Raw genomic sequence first — 12,131 nt, forward strand, 5'->3', positions numbered from 1 at the left:
GCCAAAGAGCCGTACGGGTGCGAGGCGTCGGCGAAAGTGCTCCCTGACGGAGATTGGAAGCATGGTTTCCCGATTCTACGACCGGACTTTTTTCCGTGTCATCTCAATGACGATCGCGCTCATCGGCCTTGTCGCCTTTTCGGCATCGGCCGCGCGGGCGCAGGAATACACGGCGCAGGAGATCGTCGATTCCGGTCATAAATTCTTCGGCGCTACATCGGGCGGGCTCGCCACCGTCGTCGAGAAGATTTTCGCCACCTATGGCCTGCCGAACGGCTATCTGCTCGGCGAAGAGGGGTCCGGGGCGCTGATCGGTGGCCTGACCTATGGCGAAGGCACGCTCTACACCAAGAATGCCGGCGACCACAAAGTGTTCTGGCAAGGCCCGTCGCTCGGCTGGGATTTCGGCGGCGAGGGCTCGCGCGTCATGATGCTGGTCTACAATCTCGACGATGTGAGCAGCCTCTATAATCGTTTTGGCGGCGTCGCCGGCTCCGCCTATGTCGTCGCCGGCGTCGGCTTCAACGTGCTGAAGAACAACAATGTGCTGCTCGTGCCGATCCGTACCGGCGTCGGCGCCCGGCTCGGCGTCAATCTCGGCTACCTCAAGCTCACCCAGCGCGCGACCTGGAATCCGTTCTGACCTGCATGATGGCGCCACTGCGATTGGACCTGTGATCCCACGGTCTGAGCTTTGCCGCGGCATACTCTTGCCGTGGCGCCGGATTTCCGTCATGCGAAGATGGCAAAGTCGACCTTTGGCGGTTGCCATGCACAACGGATAGTCATCTTGGTCCAGTCGATCCTGTTCTTTGTCCTCGGCTTTCTCTGCGCCGGCTTTCTGGCGCTGATGATTGCTCCGGCCGTGTGGCGGCGGGCGGTGGCGCTGACGCGCAAGCGCGTCGAGGGCTCGATGCCGTTGACGCTGGCCGAGATCCAGGCGGACAAGGATCGCATTCGCGCCGAGTTCGCCGTTTCGGTGCGCCGGCTTGAAATGACCGTCAAATCATTGCGCGAGAAGGCCGCCGAACAGCTGGTCGAGATCGGCCGCGACCGCGAAGCCCTGAAGGAATTGGCGGCCGAGCGACAGGACAAGAACCGGGTCGTCGCCGATCTTACAGCCAGGGGCGAGGAGCTTCGCAAGCGCGATGAGCAGCTGCAGCAGCTGTCGGAACGGCTTGCGGAGACCGAGCGCGCCCTCGAAAAGCGCGGGCTCGAACTGCGGAAACTGGAGCACATGTATGACGACGCCAGTTTTTCATCCAGCAGCAGGCAGATCGAGCTGGTGGCGCGCGAATCCGAGCTGCAGAAGCTGGCGAGCGACATTTCGCTGCTGCGCGGCCAGCGCAAGGAGGCGGACAGGCGCAGCCAGGAATTGGCAGCCGAAAGCAAGGTTTTGCGGGACGCGCTGAAGGCCGAGAAGAAAAGAACCGGCGACCTGGAAAAGAAGGTCGAACGCCTGCTCGCCTCGCTGGCCGATCGCGAGGACAGGCTGGAGCGCCGCGAGAAGGAACTGGTGCGCCTTCGCGAAAAGCCGAAAGGCGCTGAAAGGGCGCCTGCGGTGGGTCTTGCCGGCGTGCCAGGCAGTCAGGTCAATGTGGCCGTCAACGGCGACGTCGAACAGACAACCGCCAAGCTCGACGCCGACCGCGAGCGGCTGGAGGCCAGGCTGACGTCGCTGGCACGCGAGAACAGGCGGCTGAAGACAGATCTTGCTGCCGTCGAAACGTCGAAATCACAGGCCGGAGACGATACCGGCAGCGCCAGCGCGGCGTTGCGCGAAGAGATGAACGATCTGGCGGCGCAAGTCGTGGCCTTGACGGCAAAGCTCGACGGGCCGGATTCACCGATCGCCCGGGCGCTTGCAGCGCCTGAGGATACGCGGCCGGGGAGCGGCGGACGCAGCCTTGCCGATCGGGTGCGGGCGCTGCAGAAGGCCGCTTCGACCGACTGAGATTCCGCAGATCCAAGAGCAGCACACCCCCGGCTCTAAGGCGCGCCGCGTTCGACCGGCTTAATGCGACGCGCTTTAAGTTCTTGTTTGATGCATGTCGTTATCGCAAAACCGCTGCACACTTTTGCGCGACATGCATTAGGCTCCGGAAAAATAATGCAGTGCGATGGCTGACGCGGCGGCGACGTTCAGGCTGTCGAAACCTTGCGCCATACCGATCCGCAGCGTCTGCAGGCGGGCAAGCAGGCTTTCCGGCAGGCCTTCGCCCTCGGTGCCGAGATAGAGCGCCAGCCGGCCGTTTCTCTTGGCATCGCGAATGTCGATCTGCCCGCGCGGCGACAAGGCGAATTGGCTGAAGCCTTGCCGGTCGAGCATTGCGGTGCAGCCGGCGGTATCGGCAAAGCAGGCGAAGGGGACTTTCAAGGCCGCGCCCACCGAGACGCGGATTGCCTTGCGGTACAGCGGATCGCAGCAGGTCGGATCGAGAAGCACGGCATCCGCGCCAAAGGCGGCGGCATTGCGGAAGATCGATCCCATATTGTCATGATTGGCGATGCCGACCAGCACCACGATCAGCGCGCGGGCGGGCAGTGCGCCGAGCAAAGCTTCAGCGGAGACGGCCGCGCCCTTGCGGCCGATCGCCAATATGCCGCGATGCATGTGGAATCCGGCAATCCTGTCCATGACTTCGCCGGATGCGACATAGATCGGAAGCCCGGCAGGCGCCTTGCGCAGGACGTCATCGAGGCCGGCCAGCCGGTTCTCGAGCACCAGCACCGATTCTGCCTCGAAGCGACGGGCGGCAAGCAGCGTGTCGAGCACCACCTTGCCTTCGGCGACGAAACGGCCCTGCCGGCCGGCAAGATCGCGTTCTCGGATGTAGAGATAGGCGGCGACGCGAGGATCCTGCGGGTCGTCTATGCGGATCGGATTCATGGCTTCCTCGGCGGACCCTGGCGTCGGCCGCGAATCGGGATTCGGATTCGGAAGGCATGATGCCGGATCCGAAGCTCTGACCGTATCTCAGTGTCCAAATGGATGCACGCCGTTCTAACGGTCAAATCCAATCACTAGGCGCCGGGCGGAGATGCCCTGCCTGGCCTCCTGGCGGCACGGCGATATTTGATTTCCGCGGCACGGCTCTTCGGCCAAGCCGCTTCAATGCAGAATTTCGATGGGCGAAGGAACCACACAGGGCCATGCCGCGTCATAGAGGCGGGCTCCTGCTGCGGTCCTGGGAGGACATCGATGATCAGGCTCCTCCTCGTCTTTGCCGCCACGCTTGCCCTCGCATGCGGCGTGGCTCGCGCGGCCAAGCTCGATCCAACCACCGTCAATCAGGCCCAATTCACTATCGGCGAACCGACGGGTGTCGATCCGATGCTGCTGAAGGCGCAGATCCTTCTGGATCGCGCCCGCTTCTCGCCGGGCCTCATCGACGGTCGCCTTTCCCAGAACTTCGCCAAAGCCGTCGCCGCGTTTCAGGCGGCAAACGGACTTCCGCCCGATGGCAAGCTCAGTCCACAGACCTGGAGCAAACTCATCGCAAGCTCCGCCAAGCCGGTGCTGGTGACCTATGAGGTGATGCGCAAGGATGTGCGCGGACCTTTCACCAGGCGTATTCCGGCTCGCTTGGAGAGGATGGCCCGCTTGCGGCGGCTCGGCTACCGCAATGCGGTGGAGAGGTTGGCTGAGCGCTTCCACGTCAGCGAACAATTGCTGCGAATGCTCAATCCGGGCACCAGCCTCAGGAAACCAGGCAGGACGTTGGTGGTGCCTGATGTCAGCAGGGGCGACCCTCCCGCCGGCGTTGCCGCCGTCGAGGTCGACAAGGGCGCCCGCCAGGTGCGTGTGCTCGACCGTGCCGGCAAATGGCTGGCGGTCTACCCCGCCTCGATTGGGAGCGACGAGAAGCCGGCGCCAAGCGGCATGGCGGAGGTCAGGCGCGTGGTGCACAACCCTACCTATCACTACGATCCGGACTTCGCTTTCAAGGGGGTCAAGACCAAGCGGCCCTTCACCATCGCTGCCGGGCCGAACAATCCCGTGGGATCGATCTGGATAGATCTCTCCATCGAAAGCTATGGCATCCACGGCGCGCCCGAACCGGGCAAGATCGGCACCACCTTTTCGCATGGCTGCATCCGGTTGACCAATTGGGATGCCGAAGACCTTGCCTCGATGGTGCAGCCGGGCACGAAGGTCGAGTTCAAGGACGAGATTGCGCAGGCCGCCGACGAGCGCGTTCAGTAGCAAGGCTGACTTGGCAGCAAGGCGGACTTGGCAGCAAAGCGGATTTGGCGGGGCGTTCTCCGCCTCGGCCGCTCAGGTCCCGGCGCGACGCAGCCGGTGAGCCATCTGCGACAGTTCACCTTCGCCGAAAATGCCGTCCAGCATGTGCAGCAATTCGCGCACCGCCGCGGACTTGCAGGAATAATAGATCATTTGCCGGTCGCGGCGGGTCTCGACAAGGTCGGAAGCCCTGAGCTTGGCCAGATGCTGTGACAGGGCGGATTGGCTGAGCGACACCTTCTCGGCTATGGCGCCGACCGACATCTCGCCCTCGGCTAGATAGCTCATGATCAACAAACGTTTTTCGTTGCCCATCAGCGTCAGAAACGCAGCCGCGGTTCCGGCGTTGGCGACTAGTTTGTTCGAGACCATAGATCCCCCATGCCTTCTTGCTCATCCGCCGCTATGGGGGCAATAGCGTCGGATTCCATAGACTTTCCCTATAGATGCACGCCAGCGATTCAGCGTCACTCGCAAAGGTAGAACATTTCGCTCAAATCTCAAGGCTTGCTTTCCATGCAAGCCGATTAACCGTGCGGCTGTGATTATTTTGCCGATCGGGCAGCCTTGGCCATGTCGACCAGGACAGGCCTGAGGTCGCGCGCCGCTCTCAGCGGCTCGGGGAAGAAAACCCGACAGACATTGTCGCCCGATATGAGATCCATCCCGTCGGCGTCGAACCCGGTGACGATCCAGCCGTCGCTCTCGGCCCCGCCGAAATGACTTGCGTAGAGGGCAATCGCATCGAGATGGTCGGCGTTCATGTGGTCGAGCGCCGATTGCTCGCCGGCGGCAAGCTCTTCGACGATCGCTCCCGTCGCGACCAGATCGGTGCGGTCGAGCAGATAGGCCTTGCCGAAGCCGCCGTTCAGGCTGGCGCGCTCCGGTTCGAGCCGGAAGATCGAGAAGTCGCCGAGCCCGGCATAGAGTTTTGCCTTGGGATTGCGGTTGAGGTAGCGCCGCTCGGCGCGGGCGTGCTCGTTCGAGCCGCGTTCCAGCCGCACGGCGCGGCAGACGAGCGTCAATCGCGGATGCGCCAGCGGATCGCCCTTGCCGGGTTCGCCGACGAGCAACGAACAGCGCGGGTCGGCAAGGATGGCGCCGGTATGGGCGGACAGCATCGATACCAGGATCAATGGCGTGCCGTCGATGTCTGTGGCGACGCCGACCCGGCTGGCCAGCGGCGAACCGGTTCCTGGTTCGAGCACTGCCAACGCGCCGAAACGGGCGCTGCGGATCAGCGTCTTTGCCAGCCTGATCGCCTCGGGATCGGTCGCGCGGATCACGTCCTTTTTTGGTTTGTCCAAAGCACCACCGTCGCGTTTATTTCGGCGCCATGCGGATAGCGCCGTCGAGGCGAATTGTCTCGCCGTTGAGCATCTGGTTCTCGATGATGTGCAAGGCAAGTGCCGCGTATTCCGAAGGCTCGCCCAAACGGGAAGGGAAGGGCACAGCGGCGCCGAGCGAATCCTGCACCTCCTGCGGCATGCCGGCCATCATCGGCGTCCTGAAGATGCCGGGTGCGATGGTGCAGACGCGAATGCCGGAGCGGGCGAGATCGCGCGCCACCGGCAGCGTCATGCCGACGACGCCGGCCTTGGACGCGGAATAGGCAGCCTGGCCGATCTGGCCGTCATAGGCTGCGACCGATGCGGTGTTGATAATAACGCCGCGCTCGCCGCCCTGCAGCGGTTCGAGCCTGGCGGTCCGGTCGGCGACCAGGCGGATCATGTTGAAGGTGCCGATCAGATTGACCTCGATCACCTTGCGGTATTGATCGAGCGGATGCGGTCCGTCCTTGCCGATCGTCTTCATGCCGACAACGATGCCGGCGCAATTGACCAGGATGCGCGGTGCGCCGAGCGTCTCTGCCGCTTCCGCGACTGCGGCGGCACCGCTCTCGGCGTCGCTCACATCGCATCGGACGGCGATGCCGCCGATGTCAGCCGCCACCTTGGCCGCACGCTCGATACCGAGATCGAGGACGGCAACCCTGGCGCCGCCGGCGGCAAGAGCGCGCGCCGTCGCCTCGCCAAGGCCGGAGCCGCCACCGGTGACGATCGCAATCTGGCCGTTCGGGTTCATCTCGACGTCCTCCTCCGTGCCCAGACTATGCCGCCAAGCCACCGTGCGACAGCACCGGCACGGTCATGCCATCGCGGCGATGTGCGCGGCAATCCTTGCCTGGTCGGCGTGGCAAACCTCGCCCGCCAGCCTCGCCACCGCGCCCGGCACGATCTCGTGCGCCAAAAGCCGGTCGGGGTCGACCGGACGCGGCATCGAGATCTGCCCGCGCGGCAGCCTCCTGAAGCCGAGCGGGCCGTAGTAGGGTTCGTCGCCGACCAGCATCACCGCCGGTGCGCCGGCCTTGGCGGCGGCTTCCAGCGCGATTGCCACTAGCTTGCGGCCAATGCCGAGATTTTTGAAGGCCGGCCGCACAGCGAGCGGCCCGAGCATCAGCGCGCGGCCGGCACCGGCGGCGATGCGCGTCATCCGTACCGAGGCGACGACGATTGCGCCATCGACGGCCACGAAGGACAAAGCGCGTTCGTGCGGGCCACCTTGGCGGATCTTGTAGGCGGCAAGCACGAAACGGCCCGGCCCGAAGGCCTCGTCATTGATGGCTTCGATTTCAGGATCGTGCGCCGGAGTTTCCGGTAGGTATTTCACGTCGGCCAGGTATTTCAAGTCGGCAAGGCTCATGGTCTTTGCGTTCCGGTATGCGAGGAAAGGTTTGCTGCAAGCGGCAGCATTCGCCAGTCAGCGCTTCATCAAGCGCGGGCGCTCTTTCGTCGTCGGTCGAACCGGATCACGGCAAAGTCGAACATGCGGATTGTCCGCTAGCACCAATTTTCAGCCGCCGCAATCGGCCCGCGCAGCCGACCGCACTCGACGACGCAGCCGTTGACGATCTGTTCAGCATCGGGGATTTCCGCGGCGCCGCTTGGTGCCCTACATCGGACAGGAACGCGAAAGGATATTGCATGGGATTGCTAGTCGAAGGCCAATGGCAGGACCGCCGGTACGATAGCGGGGAGAGCGGCGGCAAATTCGTGCGCGCGCAGTCGCAGTGGCGCGACTGGGTGACCCGCGACGGCGCGCCGGCCGAAGGGCGAAAACGCGGCTTCAAGGCCGAGCCCGGCCGCTACCACCTCTATGTCTCGCTCGCCTGCCCGTGGGCGCATCGGACGTTGATCTTTCGCGTGCTCAAAAAACTCGAGGACGTGATTTCCATCTCGGTCGTCCATCATTTCATGGGCGCCGACGGCTGGACGTTCCTGGCCGAGGACGGCGCCACCGGCGACACGCTCTACGGCCTCGATTTCCTGCACCAGATCTACACCAGGGCCGATCCCGGCTATTCGGGCCGGGTCACCGTTCCCGTGCTGTGGGACAAACGCGAGCAGACCATCGTTTCGAACGAATCCTCCGAGATCATCCGCATGCTCAATTCGGCCTTCGACGAATGGGGCGATGCCAGGCTCGATTTCTATCCGCAACCGCTGCGCGGTGAGATCGATGCGGTCAACGCGCTGGTCTATCCCGCGGTCAACAATGGCGTTTACCGCGCCGGCTTCGCCACCACGCAGGCGGCCTACGAGGAGGCGTTCGGCGAATTGTTCTCGACGCTCGACATGCTGGAGGACCGTCTGTCAAGGCAGCGCTATCTCGTCGGCGGCCGCATCACCGAGGCGGACTGGCGGCTGTTCACGACACTGGTCCGCTTCGACCCGGTCTATGTCGGCCATTTCAAGTGCAATCTGCGCCGCATCGCCGACTATCCGAACCTGTCGAATTATCTGCGCGACCTCTACCAGGTGCCAGGCGTCGCCGGCACGGTGAATTTGCACCACATCAAGTCGCATTATTACGGCAGCCACGAGACGATCAACCCGACGCGCATCGTGCCGGTCGGGCCGGAGCTGGACTACGCCGCGCCGCATGACCGGGCGCGATTCAGGAAGGCGGCGTGAGACCGGTGACCTAGCGGAAGGTTTCGGAGTCCATCTTTGCCCTTCTAACGAGTTCAGCTTTCAATATGGTATTTCCAAATCGATTGGAGTAGCCGAGCGACGTTGCCAGGAACGCAACGATGCCGCTGATCATGACGATCAGGACCGACATCTGGGGCGGGATTGCGCGTAACAATCCCGACGGCAGAAGCACAGCCATTCCCAAAATCATTTCTATCATGGTTGAGAAGCCGACCATTTTCCAGAATTCAGTGCGAGTAAAAAGCTGAGCATGTCGCTTTATAAAAACGAAATATGTCACGAATGCCGCAACTAATTGTATTGCGAATTGGATGAATCTTCCAACTTTTGCTAAAATATATGGATCTATCGCAAGAACTATTGTCGAAATTAAGGCTAACACAGAAAATGCTATCACATAAATTCCCGTGTAAAGTGATACATAGAGCGCGATTCTAAACCTATCGTTTTGGCTGTGTTGCATTTTTTCTCCTCATCGCTCAGCATGTATCTCTCTGAGAACAATGGATGCTGCCGGTCTATACCGAAGCAGCCAAAGCTGTTGAAGAGATGATCTACCAGTAAGGCGATGCCGAATTCCCCTCAAAAACTTCGGCAATCCGCCGCAGCGTCGCCGGTGTCGTGCCCTGGGGCAAGCGGTCGAGCGGGAAGAAGCCGGCTTCGGCGATCTCGCGGTCGGGCAGCTTGGGTGCTGGCTGGTCGAACTCCTCGACCAGATAGAGGCCGACATGGTCGCGTCGGCTGGCGCGGCGGTTGAAATGCAGGGATTTCAGCACCGGCGGTCCGGTCAGCGCGATGTTGCCTTCCTCGAAGACTTCGCGCGTCAGCGCTTCGATCATCGTCTCGCCCAACTCGACGCCACCGCCCGGAAGGTGCCAGCCCGGGACATAGGTGTGGCGGATGAGGAAGACGGAATTGGAGCGGCGGTCGTGGATCAAGCCGCGCACGCCGAGCGTCATCGGCCGCCGCAGTACGAAGTACAGGTGAAACAGCCTTGCCCTGAAGCCCGGCCAGCCGGTCTGACGCAGGGCTTGCTCCGGATCCGGCGTCGTCATCGTCCGCGAAACCGTGAGTGGAAAGCCGCGCGCGCCTCGCCTATGAAGAAAAGATGTTCAGGCTCGCGCATATTTCCGATGTCCATCTGGGGCCGCTTCCCGATGTAACCTATCGCGATCTCGCCTCCAAGCGCGTGGTCGGTTACGTCAATTGGCAGCGCAACCGCCGCCGCTACATGCACGATGCCGTCATCGACACGATCGTCGCCGACATGAAGGCCAGCGGGCCGGACCATCTCACCATCACCGGTGACCTGGTCAATCTGGCGCTCGACGGTGAGCTCGAGATGGCCAAGCACTGGCTGGAGACGCTGGGCTCGCCCAACGACGTGTCGGTGGTGCCTGGAAACCATGACGCCTATGTGCCGGGCGCCTTCGACAAGACCTGCCGGTCCTGGGCGGCGTGGATGACCGGCGACGGCGTCAATACGCCGGTCGACCGCAACACCTTTCCGTATCTGCGGGTGCGCGGCGAAGTTGCGCTGATCGGCGTCTCGACGGCGCGCGCCACGGCTCCCTTCATGGCCAACGGCTTCTTTCTGGAAGGCCAGGCGGAAAGGCTGCGCGGCATCCTCGACGCCACGGGCAAGCAGGGCCTGTTCCGAGTGATCATGATCCACCACCCGCCGGTGCGCGGCGCCGTTTCGCAGAACAAGCGGCTGTTCGGCATCTCGCGCTTCCACAAGGTTCTTCACCGGCACGGCGCCGAGCTTGTGCTGCACGGCCATTCGCATGTGCCGTCGCTCTTCTTCATCGGCGCCCGCAAGACCAAAATCCCGGTGGTCGGGGTCGCCGCCGCCGGGCAGGCGCCCGGCAGTTCGCATGCGCCGGCGCAATACAATCTGCTCGACATCGACGGTGAAAAGGACAAGTGGCGGATCAGGCTGACGCGCCGCGGCCTGACCGGGCCGGCATTGCCGCCCAGCGACCTGCAGACAATGGAGCTTGGCGTCGAAGCCGAGGCCTCGATGGCTAGAGCAATTCCAGGAAAAGTGTGAAACGGTTTTCGGTCCGGAATTGGGTCAAAACAAAGAGATAGTGCGGTTCAGCGTTTCCGTGAAACGCTGAACCGCTCTAGAAGCTGATTTTCATTGCAACGATGCGGTCCCAGAACAACACGAGCGAAATCGCCAGGCCGACCAGGGCGCCTGCGGCGATCAGGCCGAGGCCCGAGAAGAACGCCGACCAGCCGTTGCTGCGCCCAGGGACATGCAGCGGCGGCTCAGCCTCCGCCACCAGGGCGCGTTTCAGGCCGGCGACGGCTTGCTCGATGCCGCCTTCCATCATCCTCTGGCGTTCGACGACGCGCTCGGCGACATAGCGCGTCACCTGGTCGGCAACGACCTTCATCTCTGTCGACTCGGCGAGCACGACGCGGCCGATGCGCGTGTCCTTGAGAAAGCGGTAGGTGCGGCGGTCGCGTCCCATGGCGACATGGCTGACGGCGTCGATCCACAGCCGTGGCTGCAGGCCGGACGAGACGGCGAAGTCGAAACTGTCCATATCGGTGGGTACGTCGCCGAAGACCGGCGCGAGTTCGGCGGCAAGCAGATCGAGCCGCATGCGATGCGCTTCGCGCATCTCGACGACGACGTCGTCGCGGTCGGCGAAGGCGTTCTTGACGTCGCGAATGGCATCGGACAGTTTTCGCGACTGATCGATCTGGGTGATGTTCTCGCCTGCGTCCTTCATCGGCGTTGCCTCGCGGGGTTTGGTTAACACCGAATTAACACAGCCGCCGGCAAATTGCACTTGCGAGATCGATGAGCGGGCAAGGGTTCGCTGGAGCAGCACCAGCGCCGCCGCCGTGCCTGCGCGAAGACCGATCAGCTCGCCGCAGCGGCGAATCCCGGACGAAGCCGCCTGCTGCGGCGTCGCATATTGCGACGGACGGCCTCGACGACCAGGCCGGGCGCTTCCTCGACCAGCATATGGCCGGCTTCCAGCACGTGGTGCAGATGAAAATGCTTCGGCACGCCGTCCGCCTGGCTGACGGGCAGCACCGCGTCGTCGGTTCCCCAAACCACCATGACCGGCATGTTCAGCGTTTCCAGCCGTTCGCGCTGAATGACGCCTTGCCGATCATCCCTGGTCATGGCGGCTGCGAACTCGACAAGTGTCCGCGACTGGCCGGGACGCCGGCGCATCTCGTTGACGAGATCGACCCTATGCTGCAAGGGCCGGCTTTGCGGTCCCGACATGGCGGCAAGACAGGCGCGGATTTCATCCGTGCCGGCAGCGGCGGCGTAGCGACGCAGCAGCGGACCATTGATCTCAGGACCAAAACCGCCCGGCGACAGCAGCGTCAGCGAGGCCATCTTTTCCGGTTCGCTCAATGCCATCAGGGCGGCCACGGCGCCGCCCATCGAATGACCGACGAGATGAGCCCGCTTTATCCCGCGAGCGGAAAGATCGGCAAGGACGGCACTGGCTGCAATCCTGGCCGGACCGCCGCCCGGAAAATCGAGCGACAGCCCATGTCCCGGCAGATCATAGGCCAGGGTCCGCGCGCCGGGCGCCAGAGACTCGGCCACATCGCGCCAGTCGTCGTGGCAGCCACCGAAACCATGCAGGAAGGCAATCGTTGTCGGGCCGGTGCCCCGTTCGGCAGCGTAAAGGGATGGGGTCATGCAAACTTTATGGCTTGGTGCCGGGATCAGTCAGGATGCCGGGGGCGGTCTTATGCGGATCAGTCTTTGCGGGAGGTCAGACTTATGTGGAGATCAGTCTATGCGGGATCAGACCTATGCGGGATCAGATTGGCCGGTTCAAATTGTGTCTGAATTGCGCTTTGGCCGTCCGGATGGCCAGTAAAATCTTCGCGATCACCTGACG

The 12,131-nt window shown here is 63.1% G+C and carries 14 protein-coding genes; 5 read left to right on the top strand and 9 right to left on the bottom strand.

The features are described 5' to 3' along the window. Nucleotides 1-61 precede the first annotated feature (61 nt). Together NKI70_RS21600 and NKI70_RS21605 are read left to right on the top strand one after the other, a co-directional pair. On the top strand, nt 62-643 hold the full coding sequence (locus NKI70_RS21600; RefSeq protein WP_023679557.1) for a DUF1134 domain-containing protein: 582 nt from the start codon (nt 62-64) through the stop codon (nt 641-643). Between the two features lie 147 nt (nt 644-790). Then, the gene (locus NKI70_RS21605) at nt 791-1,954 is read left to right on the top strand and encodes a coiled-coil domain-containing protein (protein WP_352517004.1); all 1,164 of its coding nucleotides are present in this window, start codon (nt 791-793) and stop codon (nt 1,952-1,954) included. A 138-nt stretch (nt 1,955-2,092) separates the two neighbouring features. Here the strand turns inward: NKI70_RS21605 and NKI70_RS21610 are convergent, their stop codons facing one another. Then, entirely contained in the window at nt 2,093-2,890 is a 798-nt protein-coding gene (locus NKI70_RS21610) for a TrmH family RNA methyltransferase (RefSeq protein WP_352690543.1), read from the bottom strand. 312 nt (nt 2,891-3,202) lie between these two features. Here NKI70_RS21610 and NKI70_RS21615 point away from each other — a divergent pair, with 312 nt between their 5' ends. Further along, on the top strand, nt 3,203-4,207 hold the full coding sequence (locus NKI70_RS21615) for a L,D-transpeptidase (protein ID WP_352690545.1): 1,005 nt from the start codon (nt 3,203-3,205) through the stop codon (nt 4,205-4,207). A gap of 72 nt (nt 4,208-4,279) precedes the next feature. On the opposite strand, the gene NKI70_RS21620 is transcribed toward NKI70_RS21615, so the two are convergent. The 4 genes from NKI70_RS21620 to NKI70_RS21635 form a co-directional block, all read right to left on the bottom strand. Then, a complete protein-coding gene (locus tag NKI70_RS21620; RefSeq protein ID WP_023679553.1) occupies nt 4,280-4,618 on the bottom strand; it encodes an ArsR/SmtB family transcription factor in 339 nt (112 codons plus the stop codon). A gap of 173 nt (nt 4,619-4,791) precedes the next feature. Next, nucleotides 4,792-5,553 (bottom strand): HugZ family pyridoxamine 5'-phosphate oxidase, encoded by a 762-nt coding sequence (locus NKI70_RS21625; protein WP_352690547.1) that lies wholly within the window; start codon nt 5,551-5,553, stop codon nt 4,792-4,794. A 16-nt stretch (nt 5,554-5,569) separates the two neighbouring features. Next, on the bottom strand, nt 5,570-6,331 hold the full coding sequence (locus NKI70_RS21630; RefSeq protein WP_023679551.1) for a 3-hydroxyacyl-CoA dehydrogenase: 762 nt from the start codon (nt 6,329-6,331) through the stop codon (nt 5,570-5,572). Between the two features lie 63 nt (nt 6,332-6,394). Further along, nucleotides 6,395-6,949, bottom strand: a complete 555-nt coding sequence (locus tag NKI70_RS21635; protein WP_352690549.1) for a GNAT family N-acetyltransferase — start codon at nt 6,947-6,949, stop codon at nt 6,395-6,397. Nucleotides 6,950-7,230: 281 nt separating this feature from the next. On the opposite strand from NKI70_RS21635, the gene NKI70_RS21640 reads away from it, so the two are divergent. Continuing rightward, nucleotides 7,231-8,220, top strand: a complete 990-nt coding sequence (locus NKI70_RS21640; protein ID WP_352690551.1) for a glutathione S-transferase family protein — start codon at nt 7,231-7,233, stop codon at nt 8,218-8,220. 10 nt (nt 8,221-8,230) lie between these two features. On the opposite strand, the gene NKI70_RS21645 is transcribed toward NKI70_RS21640, so the two are convergent. Then, nucleotides 8,231-8,704 (bottom strand): hypothetical protein, encoded by a 474-nt coding sequence (locus NKI70_RS21645; RefSeq protein ID WP_352697507.1) that lies wholly within the window; start codon nt 8,702-8,704, stop codon nt 8,231-8,233. 91 nt (nt 8,705-8,795) lie between these two features. Beyond that, entirely contained in the window at nt 8,796-9,296 is a 501-nt protein-coding gene (locus tag NKI70_RS21650) for an NUDIX domain-containing protein (RefSeq protein ID WP_352690555.1), read from the bottom strand. Nucleotides 9,297-9,349: 53 nt separating this feature from the next. Here NKI70_RS21650 and NKI70_RS21655 point away from each other — a divergent pair, with 53 nt between their 5' ends. Beyond that, on the top strand, nt 9,350-10,294 hold the full coding sequence (locus NKI70_RS21655; RefSeq protein WP_352586933.1) for a metallophosphoesterase family protein: 945 nt from the start codon (nt 9,350-9,352) through the stop codon (nt 10,292-10,294). Nucleotides 10,295-10,370: 76 nt separating this feature from the next. Here NKI70_RS21655 and NKI70_RS21660 read toward each other — a convergent pair whose 3' ends face one another. Both NKI70_RS21660 and NKI70_RS21665 read right to left on the bottom strand, forming a co-directional pair. After that, the gene (locus NKI70_RS21660) at nt 10,371-10,988 is read right to left on the bottom strand and encodes a hypothetical protein (protein ID WP_352690557.1); all 618 of its coding nucleotides are present in this window, start codon (nt 10,986-10,988) and stop codon (nt 10,371-10,373) included. A 134-nt stretch (nt 10,989-11,122) separates the two neighbouring features. Next, complete coding sequence (locus NKI70_RS21665) at nt 11,123-11,926, bottom strand: alpha/beta fold hydrolase (RefSeq protein ID WP_352680920.1); 804 nt, start codon at nt 11,924-11,926, stop codon at nt 11,123-11,125. Nucleotides 11,927-12,131 lie beyond the last annotated feature (205 nt).

The organism is Mesorhizobium sp. M0500 (genome assembly GCF_040321165.1).
Taxonomy (GTDB): Bacteria; Pseudomonadota; Alphaproteobacteria; order Rhizobiales; family Rhizobiaceae; genus Mesorhizobium.

Coding starts and splice junctions, on each gene's coding strand:
- NKI70_RS21645 (WP_352697507.1), bottom strand. CDS start 8,704: ATGCAACACAGCCAAAACGATAGGTTTAGAATCGCGCTCTATGTATCA.
- NKI70_RS21635 (WP_352690549.1), bottom strand. CDS start 6,949: ATGAGCCTTGCCGACTTGAAATACCTGGCCGACGTGAAATACCTACCG.
- NKI70_RS21650 (WP_352690555.1), bottom strand. CDS start 9,296: ATGACGACGCCGGATCCGGAGCAAGCCCTGCGTCAGACCGGCTGGCCG.
- NKI70_RS21615 (WP_352690545.1), top strand. CDS start 3,203: ATGATCAGGCTCCTCCTCGTCTTTGCCGCCACGCTTGCCCTCGCATGC.
- NKI70_RS21630 (WP_023679551.1), bottom strand. CDS start 6,331: ATGAACCCGAACGGCCAGATTGCGATCGTCACCGGTGGCGGCTCCGGC.
- NKI70_RS21665 (WP_352680920.1), bottom strand. CDS start 11,926: ATGACCCCATCCCTTTACGCTGCCGAACGGGGCACCGGCCCGACAACG.
- NKI70_RS21620 (WP_023679553.1), bottom strand. CDS start 4,618: ATGGTCTCGAACAAACTAGTCGCCAACGCCGGAACCGCGGCTGCGTTT.
- NKI70_RS21655 (WP_352586933.1), top strand. CDS start 9,350: ATGTTCAGGCTCGCGCATATTTCCGATGTCCATCTGGGGCCGCTTCCC.
- NKI70_RS21660 (WP_352690557.1), bottom strand. CDS start 10,988: ATGAAGGACGCAGGCGAGAACATCACCCAGATCGATCAGTCGCGAAAA.
- NKI70_RS21610 (WP_352690543.1), bottom strand. CDS start 2,890: ATGAATCCGATCCGCATAGACGACCCGCAGGATCCTCGCGTCGCCGCC.
- NKI70_RS21640 (WP_352690551.1), top strand. CDS start 7,231: ATGGGATTGCTAGTCGAAGGCCAATGGCAGGACCGCCGGTACGATAGC.
- NKI70_RS21600 (WP_023679557.1), top strand. CDS start 62: ATGGTTTCCCGATTCTACGACCGGACTTTTTTCCGTGTCATCTCAATG.